This is a genomic window from Streptomyces sp. R-07, from assembly GCF_049913175.1.
Classification (GTDB): Bacteria; Actinomycetota; Actinomycetes; order Streptomycetales; family Streptomycetaceae; genus Streptomyces.
This window is the reverse complement of sequence record NZ_CP183978.1, coordinates 7629879-7645675: the sequence shown is the minus strand read 5'-3', so window position 1 is coordinate 7645675 and position 15797 is coordinate 7629879. Positions and strand designations below refer to the sequence as shown.

At 72.8% G+C, this 15797-nt stretch carries 13 protein-coding genes; 4 read left to right on the top strand and 9 right to left on the bottom strand.

Translation table 11 applies throughout. The features are described from left to right. Positions 1-5: 5 nt before the first annotated feature. From ACN9M0_RS34865 to ACN9M0_RS34855, 3 genes are all read right to left on the bottom strand, one after another. Complete coding sequence (locus tag ACN9M0_RS34865) at positions 6-1004, bottom strand: carbohydrate ABC transporter permease (protein ID WP_426404867.1); 999 nt, start codon at positions 1002-1004, stop codon at positions 6-8. After that, complete coding sequence (locus tag ACN9M0_RS34860; RefSeq protein ID WP_426404866.1) at positions 1001-2284, bottom strand: ABC transporter substrate-binding protein; 1284 nt, start codon at positions 2282-2284, stop codon at positions 1001-1003. Before ACN9M0_RS34860 ends, ACN9M0_RS34865 begins: the two co-directional genes overlap by 4 nt. A gap of 117 nt (positions 2285-2401) precedes the next feature. Then, a complete protein-coding gene (locus tag ACN9M0_RS34855; RefSeq protein ID WP_426404865.1) occupies positions 2402-3592 on the bottom strand; it encodes an ROK family protein in 1191 nt (396 codons plus the stop codon). Between the two features lie 180 nt (positions 3593-3772). Here ACN9M0_RS34855 and ACN9M0_RS34850 point away from each other — a divergent pair, with 180 nt between their 5' ends. Then, positions 3773-5899, top strand: a complete 2127-nt coding sequence (locus tag ACN9M0_RS34850) for an alpha-galactosidase (RefSeq protein ID WP_426404864.1) — start codon at positions 3773-3775, stop codon at positions 5897-5899. 139 nt (positions 5900-6038) lie between these two features. Beyond that, positions 6039-6884, top strand: coding sequence for an alkaline phosphatase family protein (locus ACN9M0_RS34845; RefSeq protein ID WP_426404863.1), 846 nt, complete (start codon positions 6039-6041; stop codon positions 6882-6884). A gap of 4 nt (positions 6885-6888) precedes the next feature. On the opposite strand, the gene ACN9M0_RS34840 is transcribed toward ACN9M0_RS34845, so the two are convergent. Together ACN9M0_RS34840 and ACN9M0_RS34835 are read right to left on the bottom strand one after the other, a co-directional pair. Beyond that, the gene (locus ACN9M0_RS34840; RefSeq protein ID WP_426404862.1) at positions 6889-7770 is read right to left on the bottom strand and encodes a diacylglycerol/lipid kinase family protein; all 882 of its coding nucleotides are present in this window, start codon (positions 7768-7770) and stop codon (positions 6889-6891) included. Positions 7771-7899: 129 nt separating this feature from the next. Continuing rightward, positions 7900-9495, bottom strand: coding sequence for an FAD-binding oxidoreductase (locus tag ACN9M0_RS34835; RefSeq protein ID WP_366041476.1), 1596 nt, complete (start codon positions 9493-9495; stop codon positions 7900-7902). A gap of 74 nt (positions 9496-9569) precedes the next feature. Here ACN9M0_RS34835 and ACN9M0_RS34830 point away from each other — a divergent pair, with 74 nt between their 5' ends. Together ACN9M0_RS34830 and ACN9M0_RS34825 are read left to right on the top strand one after the other, a co-directional pair. Continuing rightward, positions 9570-10175 carry a TetR/AcrR family transcriptional regulator gene (locus ACN9M0_RS34830; RefSeq protein WP_366041477.1) on the top strand — a complete coding sequence of 202 codons (606 nt, stop codon included), beginning with the start codon at positions 9570-9572 and terminating at the stop codon, positions 10173-10175. Continuing rightward, positions 10172-11740, top strand: coding sequence for a glycerol-3-phosphate dehydrogenase/oxidase (locus tag ACN9M0_RS34825; protein ID WP_366041478.1), 1569 nt, complete (start codon positions 10172-10174; stop codon positions 11738-11740). The genes ACN9M0_RS34830 and ACN9M0_RS34825 overlap by 4 nt, the downstream gene beginning before the upstream one ends. Before the next feature lie 67 nt (positions 11741-11807). Here ACN9M0_RS34825 and ACN9M0_RS34820 read toward each other — a convergent pair whose 3' ends face one another. From ACN9M0_RS34820 to ACN9M0_RS34805, 4 genes are all read right to left on the bottom strand, one after another. Then, on the bottom strand, positions 11808-12599 hold the full coding sequence (locus ACN9M0_RS34820) for a DUF4239 domain-containing protein (protein WP_426404861.1): 792 nt from the start codon (positions 12597-12599) through the stop codon (positions 11808-11810). A 162-nt stretch (positions 12600-12761) separates the two neighbouring features. Continuing rightward, positions 12762-13622, bottom strand: a complete 861-nt coding sequence (locus tag ACN9M0_RS34815; protein WP_366041481.1) for a hypothetical protein — start codon at positions 13620-13622, stop codon at positions 12762-12764. After that, a complete protein-coding gene (locus ACN9M0_RS34810) occupies positions 13619-15394 on the bottom strand; it encodes a GMC family oxidoreductase (RefSeq protein ID WP_426404860.1) in 1776 nt (591 codons plus the stop codon). Before ACN9M0_RS34810 ends, ACN9M0_RS34815 begins: the two co-directional genes overlap by 4 nt. Beyond that, a complete protein-coding gene (locus tag ACN9M0_RS34805; RefSeq protein ID WP_426404859.1) occupies positions 15391-15777 on the bottom strand; it encodes a hypothetical protein in 387 nt (128 codons plus the stop codon). Before ACN9M0_RS34805 ends, ACN9M0_RS34810 begins: the two co-directional genes overlap by 4 nt. Positions 15778-15797: the final 20 nt, after the last annotated feature.

The following is a 15797-nucleotide window of genomic DNA, read 5'->3' as shown; positions in this document are numbered from 1 at the left end:
GCTTCTCATTCTCCGCTCCTGCCGAAGCCGGTGAACCGTCCCTGGATCAGGGTCACTCCGACGACGAGGGCGGTGAGCACGAAGGCGCCGGCGGAGCCGAGCCCGTAGTCCTGGCTGCCCATGGCGGTGTTGTAGAGGTGGACCAGCGGGGTCCGCACGGGGGCGGTGCCGGTGCCGGACTGCCCGCTGTTGAACAGGTTGTAGAACTCGTCGAAGGCCTGGAAGGCGGCGATGAAGAGGAGCATCAGCACGGCGACGGACGTGTTGCGCAGCATGGGCAGGGTGATCCTGCCCAGCAGTCGCCGGCCGGTGGCGCCGTCGAGTGCGGCGGCCTCGTACAGCTCCTTGGGGATGGTCTGGAGCCCGGCGAGGAAGAGCACCATGTAGAAGCCGACCTGGAGCCAGAGGCGCAGGGTGACGAGGACGATCCAGTAGAGCGGTGGCGAGGTGGTCTGCAGCCAGGCCACCGGCTCCGCGCCGAACCATCCGCCGATCGTGTTGGCGATGCCCGCCGGCAGGCCGTTGAACAGGGACATCTTCCACAGCAGGGACGCGGCGACGTACGAGACGGCCGCCGGGATGAGGAAGGTGGTACGGAACAGGGCCCGGCCCCGGCGGATCCGGTGCACCAGGAGGGCGAGCCCCAGGGAGGCGGCGAAGGTGACCGGCACGATGAAGGCGGTGAACAGCAGGATCTGGACCAGGGAGTCGCGGAAGGCCTGGTCGGACAGGAGGGTGCGGTAGTTCTCGAGTCCGACCCAGTGGCCGAGCCCGATCGTGCCGCGCGCGTCGCTGAGGCTGAGCAGGAAGCTCCAGCCGATCGCGACGTACTTGAAGACGCCGAGGCCGATCAGCATGGGTGCGGTCAGCAGCAGGAACGCGGCCCAGCCGGACCGGCCGGCACGGGGCCGGCCGGTCCTGGCGGTCCCGGCGGCGCCCCGCGGGGTGACCGCGGGGCGCCCGGCACGCTCGGGCTTGAGCGTGAGGTCCGTCGCCGGGTTCATCGGCCGAGCTGCTTGTCGATCTGACTCTGGGCCTTCGTCACCGCGTCGGCGAGGAGGGCGGCCGGATCGCCCTGACCGGCGACGATCTTCGCCGCGGCCGCGTTGAAGGTGCTGCTCACGGCCGTGTCCCAGGTGCCCGGGTTGTGCTTCCCGTGCTTCGCCGCGAGTGCCACGGTCTCCTTGGCGGTGCCCTCGGAGAGCTTCTTCGCGGTCGCCGCCACGGACGTGCGCGGCGGGACGTGGAAGCCGTAGCTCTCGGCGAAGTCCTTCTGGAGGTCGGTCTGCTGGACCCACAGCCACTGCACGAACTTCTTCGCCGCGGCCACCTTGCCGCCCTTGGCGTTGACGCAGCCGGTCCATCCGCCGACGCGGACGACGGGAGTGCCGCCGGCTTTGGAGGCGGGCCACGGCAGCACGCCGAAGTCGTCGCCGAGCGCGTCCTGGACGGCGGGCATCGCCCACAGGCCGCACCACTGCATGGGCACGACGCCCTGGGTGAAGGCGGAGGGGTCCCACCAGTCGGTGGTGAAGCCGAGCAGCAGCGACTTGTCGTCGTGCAGGCGCTTCAGGGCGGTGATCGCCTCCAGCGCCGGTGCCGTCCCGAAGGCCACCTTGCCGTCGGCGGTCACGAGATCGCCGCCGCTGGACCAGACGGCGTTGCTCGGGGAGTCGCCGATGCCGTCGTTGCCGACGAAGAGGCCCTTGCCCTTCTTCGTGGTCAGGGCCTTCGCCGCGGCGGCGAGCCCGTCGAAGGTGGTGGGCGGGGTGATCCCGGCCTTGGCCAGGACGCTCTTGCGGTAGTAGAGCACGATGACGTCGTCGATCATCTTGACGCCGTAGAGCTTGCCGTCGACGGTGACCGAGCCGAGGGCGTTGGTGTTGAAGTCGCTCCTGGCGCTGCCGTAGACGTCGTCGAGGGCGGCGATCTGACCCCGCCGTGCCATGGCCTCGCTGAAGTCGCCGATCTCGAAGACGTCGGGGGCCGCGTCGGTCAGCAGGGTCGCGTTGAGCTTGCCCGAGTAGTCGCCGGGCACCCAGGTCACCTTGACGGCTATGTCCGGGTTGGCCTTGGTGAAGGCGGTGGCGTAACGGATCACCGCCTGCTGGGTCCCGGCCTCGCCGTAGGCGTGGTACCAGACGTTGAGGGTGGTCTTCGCTCCGGAGGAGGAGGCGCCCGTCGGGTCGGTGCTGCAGCCGGTCGTCAGGACCGTTCCGGCGGCTATGAGCAGCGATCCCGTGAGGAAACCGCGTCGGCTAAGCTCGGCTGTGCGTGCGCTCATGTCGCATCCTTCTCTGAGGGTGTGTACGGCGGATGTACTCCCTGGCCTGCGCCTTCGTCAGTGCTTGCCGGCAGAGGAGGGCGGTGGCCAGGGAGTGGTACGCGACGGCCGGCGGGGTCAGCCGACGCCGGTCGTGGGGGTGGCGGCGTACTGCGGGAAGAGCGCCTGGATGGCCACGGCCGCACCGCCACGGGCCCATTCCTCCCAGGGGAGCGGGCGCAGCGACAGCGGGCACCGGGAGGCCGCCCCGAAGACGTGTCCGGCGTACCCCTCCTGGATGTGACGGCCGAACAGGTCGTAGGTGTCGACCCCCTCGCCACTGACGACGACCCGCTCCGGTCCGACGAGGTTGACCAGTGCCGCGATGCCGACTCCGATCGCCCGCCCGGCCCGGGCGAAGGCCTCGCGGGCGGCGGGGTGGCCCTCGCGTGCCATCGCGACGGCCTCGTCGAAGGTGAGCTGAGCCGTCCCGGTGTCCTGGCGGACGGCCGCGAGGATGGCTTCGGTCGAGGCGATCGCCTCGACACAGCCGCGTGCTCCGCAGCGGCAGAGCGGGCCGGCCGGGTCGACGCAGATGTGTCCGACCTCGCCGGCCACGCCGTAGGCGCCGGTGAGCAGTCGTCCGTTGACGACGAGGGCGGAGCCGATGCCCGCGCCGATGGTGACGAGCGCGAAGTAGCCGGTGCCGATGCCTTCGCCGAACCAGTGCTCGGCGACCGTCAGCGCCCTGACGTCGTTCTCGACGGTGACGGCCAGGCCGGTGGCGGCGGTGAGGAGTTCGGCCAGCGGCACGTCGCGCCAGCCGAGGAGGCCGGAGTGCCGGAGACGGCCGCTGTCGCGGTCCACGTCGCCGTTCATGGCGACGCCGAGGTGGCGGGTGCGCTGCCGGAACGCGGGGTCGGCGTCGAGGAGTTCGTCGACCAGCTCGGCGACGAGGCGGGTGACGGCCTCGGGGGTGCACTCGTCGAGCGCCCGGACGGCCGTGGCCCTGACGCCGGCCCGTAGATCGCATACGGCGCCGAAGACCTGGTCGGAGATGATCTTCAGCCCGATGAAGTACTCCCGGTCGGGAGCGACCGCCAGCGGGTTGACCGGCCGTCCGGCACCGGGTGCGGTGCGTTCGGGCGGGAGTTCGTACAGATAGCCGTCGTCGATGAGCGGTCTGGCCGCCTTGGTGACCGCCGTCGAGGAGAGTCCCGTGCGTCGGGCGAGTTCCACCCTGCTGAGCGGGCCCTCCGCGAGGAGCAGGGCGAGGACCGCGGTCTCGGCGGGTGCACTGACCAAAGGCTGGGAGCGATGTCGAAACACGGGAGCAACGTAGAGCAAATAAATAACTTCTTCCAGTATTGATTTGGGAGTTGGGGCCGTCCTACGCTCGAGCCCGCCTCGTGCCCTTCCCGAGGCACGACCGCGACGTCGACCTGATGATCCGTCATGTCGCCCTGGATACGACCCTGTTCCTCTCCGCACCGTCAGGGGCCCCCATCCGTGCACGCCACACCTCCGCTCGTCACCTTCGACCCCGACCTCGGCCACGCGGTCCTGCGCACACCGAACAGCGTGTACACGCTCCGCCTCGGCTCCGACGGCAGCCCTCGCCACCTCCGTTGGGGCGCGCCGCTCGACGACGCCGACCTCGGCGCGACGCCCGACGCGGTCTCCCGCGCCGCCAGCAGCTTCGAGACCGAGGCCGCCGCCGACGAACTCGCCCCGCAGACCGGTGCTCGGTTCGGACCGGCCGGCCTGCAGGTGCGTTTCGCCTCCGGGACCCGGGGTGCCCAGTGGCGCTTCACCGGTCACACGGTGGAGGGCGGTGAACTGCGACTGCGTCTCGACGACCGGCACCACCCGCTGCGCACCGAACTCTGCTACCGCGTCCGGCCCGGCAGCGACGTCGTCGAGCGCTGGACGGAACTCACCCACACCGGTCCCGCGGACGGCCCGCCGGATCCGATCACCGTGGACCGGCTCGACTCCGCCTCCTGGACCGCTCCCCCGCTGGCCGACTACCGGCTCAGCCATCTGACCGGAGGCTGGAACAGCGAGTTCCAGCTCCAGCGCGACCGGCTGCCCGTCGCCGAGACCGTCCTGACCAGCCGCCGGGGACTCACCAGCCACCATGCCAACCCCTGGCTTGCCCTCGACGACGGCACCGCGACCGAGGAGCGGGGCGAGGTATGGAGCACCGCCCTCGCCTGGAGCGGAAGCTGGCGCGTCACGGTCCACCGCGATCCGGCCGGCCGCACCACATGGACCGGCGGCTTCGGTCACGAGGGCCTCAGCTGGACCCTGCGGCCGGGCGAGAGCCTCCGCACCCCGGTGTACGCCGGGCTGTACACCCCGCACGGATTCGGCGCGGCCAGTCGCGCCTGGCACGAACACGTACGCCGGCACGTCCTGCCACAGCCGGACCGGGACCGGCCGGTCCTCTACAACTCGTGGGAGGCCACCGGATTCGACGTCGACGAGGCGGGTCAGATCCGGCTCGCACAGCGGGCGGCCCGCCTCGGCGCCGAGCTCTTCGTCCTGGACGACGGGTGGTTCGGCACCCGCCGCGACGACCGGTCCGGGCTCGGCGACTGGACCCCCCGCCCCGAGGCCTTCCCCCGGGGGCTGCGTCCGCTCGCCGACGAGGTCCACCGGCTCGGCATGGACTTCGGGTTGTGGGTGGAACCCGAAATGGTCAACCGTGACAGCGAGTTGTACCGCGCCCACCCGGACTGGGTCATCCATTCCCCACGGCTCGACGCGACCGAGCTCCGCAACCAGCTGGTGCTGAACTTCGCCCGTCCCGAGGTCGAGGCCTGGGCCGGGGAGACCCTCGACCGCCTGGTGCGCGAGAACGCCGTCGACTGGTTCAAGTGGGACGCCAACCGGGCGTTCACCGAGGCGGGTTGGGACGGCCATCCGGACCCCGACCGCCTGTGGATCGACCACACGCGGGCCGTCCACCGCGTCATGGACCGGCTCCGCGCCGCCCACCCCGGACTGCGGATCGAGGCGTGCGCGGGCGGCGGCGGGCGCGTCGACCTCGGCATCCTCGCCCGCACCGATCAGGCCTGGACCTCGGACAACACCGACCCGGTCGACCGGATCGGCATCCATTACGGCTTCGGTCAGCTCTTCCCCGCCCAGGCCATGGCCGCCTGGGTGACCGACAGCCCCAACACCGCCACCGGCCGGCGCACCCCCCTGCGCTTCCGCTTCCACGTCGCCATGGCGGGCGCGCTGGGGCTCGGCGGAGACCTGACGGCCTGGTCCGTGGAGGAACTCGCCGAGGCCGCCGAGCTCGTGGCCGCGTACAAGGGAATCCGCCCGCTCGTACAGCGCGGGCACCTGCACCGCGCCACCACGGGTGGAGCGGTCACGGCCGTCCACTACGCGGCACCGGACGACAGCGAGCACGTGCTCCTCACCTGGCGCCCCACCACCCGCTTCGGCCACCCGCCCGACCCGGTGCGGCTGCCCGCGCTCGACCCCGGGGCGCGCTATCTGGACCGGGACCTGAAGCAGGTCCACAGCGGCGCCGTCCTCGTACGTCACGGCATCGACCCCCGACTGCCCGCCGGGGACTACGCGAGCAGCCTGATCCGGCTCAGGCGTGTCGAGTCCTGAACGACCCTCCGGCTCCACCGCGTCGTGTCCTGAACCTCGGTCCGGCCCTGCGACTTCGCCCCCGAACTCCCGTCCGGCCCCGGCCCGTCGGCTCCTGAACGCCACCTCCACAACCGCCCACGACTCCCCTGGAGCGCCCATGGACAGCGCCCGTGCACTGGTGATCGGCATCGACGGCGTACGCCTCGATCTCCTCCCCGAGCTGGACACCCCCCACCTCGACGGGATCGCCCGCGCGGGCTTCCTGGCCCCCGTCGAGGTGGACTCCGGGACGCCCACGATGTCGGGCCCGTGCTGGACCACGATCGTCACCGGCGTCGGTGTCTCCAAGCACGCCGTCTGGGGCAACCGCCTCGACGGCAACCGGCTCGACGTCTTCCCCGACTTCACGACGCGCCTCGCGAACGACTGCGGACGGCGGACCTTCGCCGTCGGCGGCTGGGAGCCGCTCTTCCTCGCCCGCCAGGGCGGCCCCCTCTTCGTCTCCCCCACCCGGCTCCGCTACGTCGCTCCCCGCGAGGACACCCCCGAGGCATGGGAGGAGGTCGACGACCGGGTGACCGGCGACGCGGTACACCTCCTCGGCCTGGACGAGGAGCTCCACGCCGGCTTCGTCTACCTCGGCGCCGTCGACGAGACCGCCCACTACCTCGGCTGCGGCAAGGAGTACCGCCAGGCGATCGAGGCCGCGGACCGGCGGCTCGGACGGCTCCTGAGCGCCGTACGCGACCGGCCCGGGCACGCGGCGGAACAGTGGACGGTCATCGTGGTGACCGACCACGGCCACCGCGACGAAGGGGGCCACGGCGGGCGCAGCCCGCAGGAGCGCACGGCGTGGATCGCCGCGTGCGGCCCCGGGCTGTCCGCCGACACGGTCCGGCGGGGCCCCCTTCACCACGCCGACGTGGCCGCCCACGTCTACACGGCCCTCGGGGTCACCCCCGACCCGCACTGGACCCTGGACGGCGCCGCGTTCACCGCGTGAGCGGTCAGGCCAGCACGGTGAGGGCGGCGGGCCGCACCCGGACGGTCACCGGAAGCGTCGCGTCGACCTCGCCGTCCGCGCCGTACGGCAGGGGGCGGTCGGCCTCGATCCGTATCTCCTCGCCGCGCAGGATCTCGACCTCGGGACGGTCGAGGTGCGCGCCGGTCTTCAGCTCGTTCATCATCGCGAAGAACAGCCGCTGCGGGGCCGTCTTGATGACCACGACGTCCAGGAGGCCGTCGTCGAGCCGCGCGCCCGGTGCGACGTTCCTCCCGAAGCCGTAGAAGCCGGAGTTCGCCGCGACCACCGTGTAGCCGGTGCGCTCGTGGCGTACGCCGTCGATGGTGAGCCGGTACGCGGCGGGTTTCCAGGCGAGGACCGCCCGGAGGCCTCCCGCGTAGTACGAGGCCGCGCCCCTCAGCAGCCGGGAGGCGTTGGCGTGGCGGTTGGCCACCGCGTCGACGCCCGCGTACACGCTGCCGAGGACGCAGATCCGTCCGTGCGCCTCGGACTCCACCTCGATGGTGTCGACGGCGCGCGGCTCGCCTTCGAGCAGCACCTTCGCGAGGCCGGGGGCGTCGGTGGGCAGTCCGAGGGCGCGCGCGAAGTCGTTGCCGCGGCCCGCGGGCACCAGGCCGAACACCGTGTCCGTGCCGCTGAGCGCGCCGCCGACGCAGCCGGCCATCCCGTCGCCGCCGACGGCCAGGACGACGTGTCCCCGCTCACCGGCGGCACGGGCGAGCTCCTGGGCGTGGTCCAGGCTGCGGCTGTAGACGGTGTCGAGTCGCGCGCCCGCCTCCCGTAGCAGCCGGGCCAGCGGGAGCAGGCCCGCCGTGCCGCTGGAACCCCCTGCGGTGGGGTTGACGACGGCGGTGAACTGTCGCATGGGTCAGGCCTCCGGGCGGCAGAAGAAGCGGCGGAAGAAGGGGTTCAGCGGAGGTGCTCGGGGTTTCGGCCGAGGTGTTCAGGTGTTCGGCCGAGGTTCTCGGAGGTTCGGCCGAGGTGCTTCGGATGTTCAGCGGACGGGGACGAGCACTCCGGGGCTGAGCACGCCGGACGGGTCGACCTCGGCCTTGACGGCCTGCAGCATGCGGATGCCGAGGGGGCCGATCTCCCGGGCGTACGCGTCGCGGTGGTCGGTCCCGACGCCGTGGTGGTGGCTGATGGTGCCGCCCGCCGCGAGGATCGCGTCGTTGGCCGCCGCCTTCACCGGCGCCCAGTGCGCGACGGCGTCCTCGCCCTGTGCCGAGACGACGGTGAAGTACAGCGAGGCGCCGTTCTCGTACGTGTGCGAGATGTGGCACATGACCAGCGGCGGGGTGCCGGCCTCGGTGAGCGTGCTCGTCAGCGCGTCACGCACGGCCGCGTACAGGCCGGGGATCGCGGACCAGAAGGCGGCCGTCTCCAGCGTCTCGGCGAAGGCGCCGGCGTCGAGCAGCGCGTCGCGCAGGTACGGCGCGTCGTAGCGGCCGTGCTCCCACTTGTCGCCGGGCTCCTCGCCGAGGTACTCGCCCTCGCAGGCGAGGAGGACCTCGCGGGCCCCGGCGCGGCGGACGGCGGTCTCCTCCTCGGTGCCTTCGAATCCGACGATCGCCATGCAGCCCGGGTTCTGCGGGAGTTCGGTGCTGCCGATGGCGTCGGGCTGCGCGAGGCCGATGAAGGTCTCCGACTCGTCGGACAGGCGCAGCACCGTGGGCCGCGGGCCGTCCTGGGCGAGTCGGCGGAGTGCCGCCGTGCCGGCCTCGAAGGAGGTGAAACGCCAGCCCTCGTACACGCGCTTCGCCGGCAGCGGCCGGACCCGCACGGTCACGGCGGTGATCACGCCGAGGGCGCCCTCGGAGCCGAGGATCAGCTGGCGCAGGTCGGGGCCGGCGGCGGAGCGCGGTGCCCGCCCCGCTTCCAGCGTGCCTTCGGGGGTGGCGACGGTGAGGCCGAGGACCATCTCGTCGAAGCGGCCGTATCCGGCGGAGGCCTGGCCGCTGGAGCGGGCCGCGGCGAAGCCGCCGACGGAGGCCCATTCGAAGGACTGCGGGAAGTGTCCGAGGGTCCAGCCCCGCTCGTTGAGCAGCGCCTCGCACTGCGGGCCGCGCAGGCCGGGCTGCAGCGTCGCGGTGCGGGACACCTCGTCGACGGCGAGCAGCTGGTCGAGACGGCGCAGGTCGAGGGCGACGAACGGGCGCTTCGTGGTGGGCGCGAGACCGCCGACGACGGAGGTGCCGCCGCCGAACGGAACGGCGGCGAGGCCCTGTTCGGCACAGGCGCGCAGCACGGCGAGCACCTCGTCGTGGCTGCCGGGGAGCACGACGGCGGCCGGGACGTCGTCCACCTCGCCGGCGCGGATGCGCAGCAGGTCGGGGGTCGACTTGCCGCGGGTGTGCCGGATGCGGCTCTCGGCGTCCTCGCGCAGGCCGTCCTGTGCGGCGACGGCCGTGCGGAGCGCGGTGCGCGCCTCGTCGGTCAGCGCGGGGGCGGGCGGTGCGATGTCCGCGAGGCCGGCGGGGCCGCTCTCGCGCGGGGTGACGCCGAGCAGGTCCCGCAGCAGGCCGGTCACCGCGTCGGGCAGCGGGGCCGCCTTGGCCGGGTCGCCCCAGCCGCTCCACAACATGTCCACTTCGAAAGGTTCCTCACGGTCTGTTTCACGGATGGCGCTGCCGCTCGACCCGCACTGGCATTACACTGTGACAGATGACGCCCATTCGTCACAACCACTCGGACGCAGATCCCGTGCTGGACGCCGCACGCGACTGCGTGCTCGCCGTCGGCGTACGGCGCACCACCCTCACCGACATCGCCCGGCGCGCGGGCGTGTCCCGGATGACGCTGTACCGTCGCTGGCCGGACGTCCGCACGCTGGTCGGCGACCTGATGACCCGCGAGTGGATCGCCGTCGCCGCCGACGCCATGCCACCCGACTCCGAGGACGACGGCCGGCCCGTACGGGCACAGATCGTCGACGGCCTCGTCGCGGGAGTCGCGGCCTTCCGGGCCCACCCGCTGTTCCACAAGATCCTCGACGTCGACCCCGAACTGCTGCTGCCGTACGTCCTCGACCGCCGGGGCGCCAGTCAGGACGCCCTCCTCGGGCTCCTCAGCACGGCGCTCGACGACGGACACGAGGACGGCTCCGTACGCCGTGCCCGGACGGACCTCCAGGCCCGGTCCCTGCTCCTGGTCGCACAGTCCTTCACGCTCTCGCTGCGGACCATGACCGACGAGGCCGATCCCGAACTGACCGAAGCCGCCTTCCTCGACGAGCTGCGCACCCTCCTTGAGAGGACCCTCACCCCATGAACCCCACGAGCAGCCCCGCCCTGCCCGGTTCCTCGCTCAACGCCGAGCGGCGCCGCCGCGAACTGGACCGGCTCACCGAAGGGGCCGACGGCACCGTCGACGTCCTCGTCGTCGGGCTCGGCGCCACCGGAGCCGGAGCCGCCCTCGACGCGGCCACGCGCGGGCTCACCGTCGCCGCGATCGACGCCCACGACCTCGCCTTCGGCACGTCCCGCTGGAGCTCCAAGCTGATCCACGGCGGACTGCGCTACCTCGCGTCCGGACAGCTCGACGTCGCCCACGAGAGCGCTGTCGAACGCGGCATCCTGATGGAGCGCACGGCCCCCCACCTCGTCCGCCCCCAGCCCTTCGTGCTCCCCCTCACCCCGCTCGTCAGCCGCGGCCAGGCCGCCCTCGCCCGCGCCGGCTTCGTCGCGGGCGATCTCCTGCGCGTCTCCGCCCGCACCTCACGCGGCACGCTGCCCCGGCCCCGTACGCTCTCCGCCGTCGAGACCCGCCATCTCGCCCCGGCCCTGCGCCCCACCGGACTGCGCGGCGGGCTGCTCTCCTGGGACGGCAGGCTCTCCGACGACGCGCGCCTGGTCACCGCGATCGCCCGCACCGCGGCAGCCCACGGCGCCCGCATCCTCACCCGCACCCGCGCCCTCGAACTCCACCCCGACGGTGCGGTGGTCCGCGACGAGACCACCGGCCAGGAGCTGCGCATCCGCGCCCGCGCGGTCGTCAACGCGGCCGGAGTATGGGCGGGCGGCCTCGTCGACGACGTACGCCTGCGGCCCTCCCGCGGCACCCATCTCGTGCTGCGCTCCGAGGACCTCGGCCGGCTCTCCGCCGGGCTGCACATCCCGATCCCCGGCGAGACCAACCGCTTCGTGCTGGTCCTGCCCCAGGGCGACGGGCGCGTGTACGTCGGCCTCACCGACGAACCCGTCGACGGCGACATCCCCGACGTGCCGGACGTACCCGAGACCGACATCGGCTTCCTGCTCGACGTCCTGGGCTCCGCGCTCGACGTCACCGTCCGGCGCGCCGACGTGGTCGGGGCCTTCGCCGGTCTGCGTCCCCTGCTCGACACCCGGGGAGCCGACGGCCGTACGGCGGACATCTCGCGCAAGCACGCCGTGCTCACCTCGCCCGACGGAGTCGTCACGGTCGTCGGCGGCAAGCTGACCACGTACCGGCGCATGGCGCAGGACGCGGTCGACGCAGCGGTCGCCGCCCGCGGCCTCACCTCCGGCCCGTGCCGCACCGCGTCCGTCCCCCTCGTCGGCGCCGCCCGGCCGAAGACGCTCGCGGGTCTGGACGTCCCGGCACGCCTCGTCCACCGGTACGGCTCCGAAGCACCGGCCGTGCACGCACTCGGGCTCACCGACCCCGATCTCGCCCGGCCCGTGGTGCCGGGCCACCCGGTGACCGGCGCCGAACTCCTGTGGGCCGTCCGTCACGAAGGCGCCCTGGACGTCGCCGACCTCCTCGACCGCCGCACCCGCATCGGCCTCGTCCCCCAGGACCGCGCCGCGGCGGAGAAGGCGGCCCACGAGGCCCTCGCCCGTACCACCGCCTGAGGAAAGAGGAAACAGGCGCGGGCGGGCAGCGACGCCGGCACCCCCGGCATCGCCCCGCCCCCGCGGGTCAGCGGCTCCAGTACTGCGCGAGCGCTCCCTCCCGGTACGGGGCGGGGCTGACGCTGAGTTCGCCGGCGAAGGGCCGGTCGAGGACGAACACGAGCAGGAGACTGAAGCCGATGAGTCCCGCGACCGAGGCGACGAACAGCAGCTGGATCCGGAGCTTGCGCATGCCGTAGAGGAAGGTGAGCGGGATCAGGACGATCGCGCCGCCGAAGGCCAGGGCCTGGAGGAGGGGCGGGAGTTCCTGACCGGCCACGGTGAGACGGGCGCGACGCTGGCCGGCGACGTCGTTGAGATGGTCGACGGCCTGCTCGTAGAAGACCTCCTCGCGCGGGGTCTTCGGGTCGTACGCCTGAAGCGTCTCGAACGCGGCCCGGAGATGGCCCTCCGTGGCCCCGAAGCTCGGCTGCCCGTCGCGCATGCGGGGCCACTGGTCCTCGACGACCGCGTGGACGTAACCACTGAGCGCCGAGTCGAGGTCGGCGCGGACCGGGGGCGGGAAGGCGGCGGCGTCGCGGGCGATCAGCGCGGTATCGGTGGCCTCGCTGGCGACGATCGTCTGCGTGCCGTCCAGCTGGGTCCAGAGGGTGACGATGACGAAGGCCAGGATGATCCCGTAGATCGCACCGAACATCCCCAGCGTCACCCCGACCATGTCATTGTGCTCCCCCTGGGCGAGCGACGGATGTCTGCGGCGGAGCAGCACGCTGCCGGCGACGGCGAGCACGACGGTCCCGCCGACGACGACCGCGGCGAGGGTGAAGGTGCTGACGTGGTTGAGGAGCCAGAGCGACATGTGCGGGGAGTCTAAGGAGCGGATTGATCACCGGAGACGGCGCCGCACAGCAGAACGCCAGGTCATCGCCCTGACCGCCGCCCGGTCACCACACCTACGGGTGACGGGGCGTCAGCTTGCTCCCCTTGTCCGCACCACTCGGCGAACACACACTCGACACCGTCACGTCCGGGGTGCTCCGCCCAGGTAGTAGGGCCGGTTGTGCGCTGCCACCGGGGGCGTCTGACAGGTCCAGGCGCCGGCCGCCGGGGTGTCGGCGAGGAGGGTCCGGACGTCACGGCCGAGGTCGCCGTCCGCGGGGTGGACGGTCATGCGCACCCGGTCGGCGTGCTCCGCGGCGCCCAGGTCGTACCAGCGGTAGGGCTGGTAGACGTTCATGGGTCCGGCGAGGAGCCGTCCGTCCGGGTCGGTGCCGTAGCCCGTGACGGGGGCGGTGTTGGCGGGGACGGACGTGAGGCCGTCCAGTGTCGCCGTGAAGCCGAGCAGCGGCGTCTTGCTCCGTTCCAGGGTGTCGTCCGGGCCGATCCCGGCCGCGTTGCACGCCACGGTCCAGGTCTCGCCCGCGGGGCCGTTGAGGGACGGCAGGTCGACCTCGAACCAGCCCGGGAACTTCGGTTCCGCGTACAGCTCGCGCCCCGCCCTGATGGCGAAGGGGTTGTCGCACACGACGTGGATTCGGGCGATGCCGAGCAGGTTCGTCTGGTCCCAGCCCTGCGCGTACTGGGCGTAGTCGAGTCGCGGAAGGCGGCCGCGGTCGGCGGTCGGGAAGGCGATGACGCTGTACTCGATCTCCTGCGTGACGCCGCCGCCGAACGGGTACTGCGCGAAGTACAGCTGGTAGTTGAGCGAGACCAGCGCCCGTCCGTCGAACTCGGCGGCGGTCAGGTCGGGGTGGTGCGCCGAGAGCAGCTCGTGGACCGGGCCGGGATCGACCAGCCAGTCGAGGCCGATCTGGTGCAACGCCCCGTAGTGGAAGGGCAGTCGGAAGGGGTGGGGTACGGGCGGCAGGGGCAGCGCGGTCATGCGGGGGCTCCTGGGGTGCGTAGGACGAGGGACGCCGGGCGGTCGCGGGCGACGAGGTCGGCCTCGATGCGTTCTGCGCTGCGCAGGGCGAGGGCGGCCATGGTCAGGGTCGGGTTCGAGGTGGCCACCGAGGGCATGCTGCCGCAGCCGACGGCGTAGAGGCCGGGATGGTCCCAGCAGCGTTGCCATCCGTCGACCACCGAGGTGGCCGGGGAGTCGCCCATGATGTGGGTGCCGGCGGCGTGGCCGGCTCCGCGGTAGCCGTACGTACGGCCGGCGTGCTCGAAGCGGCCCGGCCAGGCCTCGACGGGCGTGTAGTCCGTGTGGTCCTCGGCGCCGAGCAGCGCGAAGATCTGCTCGGAGACGGCCCGTGCGGCGGCCATGCCGTCCTTGACGTGGTCGGCGAGGTCGTAGGTGACCAGGGGCCGCGGCAGCCCGAGGGGGTCGCGCTCGGTCGGGTGGAGGGTGACGCGGTTGGCCGGGTCCGCGCCCTGTTCCATCTCGAACTGGAGGGTGAACTGGCGGCGGATCCGGTCGCCGACGGCGCGGCGCAGTTCCGAGCCTGACAGCCCTTGCCCGGTGATGAGTTCGGCGACGTCGTGGTCGACGGGGCCCTTGGCCCAGACCCAGCCCCAGTTGCCGATCTCGATGCGGAAGGGGGCCCGGCGCCGGCGGGCCGGGCCGGCCCGGAATCCTTCGAATCCGGAGGTGGAACCGGGTCCGCGGTACGGGCCGGCGGACTGCGGCAGCAGGCCCCAGGTCAGCAGGACCGGGTGGTCCATCAGGTTGCGGCCCACCTGGCCGCTGCGGTCGGCGAGCCGGGACAGGAGCAGCAGCCGGGCGTTCTCGACGGCGTGCGCGGCGAGCACGACGACGTCGGCGTGGGCGACGGACACCGCTCCGTCGTGGGCGCGTACTTCCACCCCCGTGGCGCGGCCGTCGCCGTCGACGAGCACGCGGCTGACGACCGACCGGTCCCGGAGGGTGACCGAACCGCTCCATGTGCCCTGGGTCTTGAGCGGGGTGTACTTGGCGTACGAGGGGCAGTGCGGGATGCAGCTCGCGTGGCCGCGGCAACGGCTGTCCGGGTCCGGCCGGCCGTGTGCCCCGCGGGGCACGTAGCCGCGGCCGTCGTCGTAGCGGGGATCGGGGACGCCGTTGCGGGCGTGCGGCGTGCCGACGACCCGCAGCTCCACCTCGCGCAGGGCGACGGGGTCCTTGACCTGGACTCCGTCGAGGCGCGCGGCGAGGATCCGGTCCAGGTGGGTCGGGGGGATCGGCCGCATGGGGAAGACGTGTCCGTCGGGGAACGGCAGTCCGACGTGGGCCCGCTGCTCGGCGGCGTCGGCGGCCACTCCCATCTCCTCCTCGGCCGCCCGGTAGTAGGGCTCCAGTCGGTCGTAGGTGAGTGGCCAGCGCCGCCCGTAGCCGAACGGTTCGGTGTCGAAGTCCTCCGGCAGCATGCGCGGGGTCAGCCCGGTCCAGACGTTGCCGGTACCGCCGTTGGCGCGGACGTAGCCGCTGGCGTACGGCAGCGGGCCGTTCTGGAGCAGGTACCCCGCCGCACGGAAACCAGGCGCCTGGTCCGTGCCCACGAGGTCGGTGACCTCGGGCCCGGGCGCGGCCGGCTGCGGTTCGCCGTGTCCGGCCTCGGCACTGCCGGCCGCTCCGGCCTCCAGGACGAGGACCCGTCGGCCGTGCCGCCCGAGCCGGTGCGCGACGAGCGTCCCGGCGACACCCGCGCCGACGACGATCACGTCGTACCGGGTCACCGGCCGTTCCCCTCGAAGGGCGGCTCGCTCCAACTCCCGTGGACTTGCGGCTCGGTGGCGGGGGCGACGAGCCCGGCCGCCTTCCATACGAGACCTTCGGCGTGTGCGCGCGGTGACACCACGAACGGCGGCGGTCCGGGCCAACTGCCGGTGTACCAGAGGTACGTCACCGCCCGGGCCGCCTCGAGGAGGTCGCCGGTCGTCCGCTCGTCCAGAAGTCCTTCCTCGCGCAGCAGCCGCTCGAACCGCCTCGTACCGAGCTGCTCCGAGGCCACCGTCCGGTACGCCTCGGCGAGCCCGGTGCCCTCCAGGGCCGCCTCGTCGAAGCCGGTCAGCCGCGCCGACAGGGCGGCGAACCGACGCGTGTCATCTGTTCCGGTCACCCGGACAGCCGTGCCCGTCA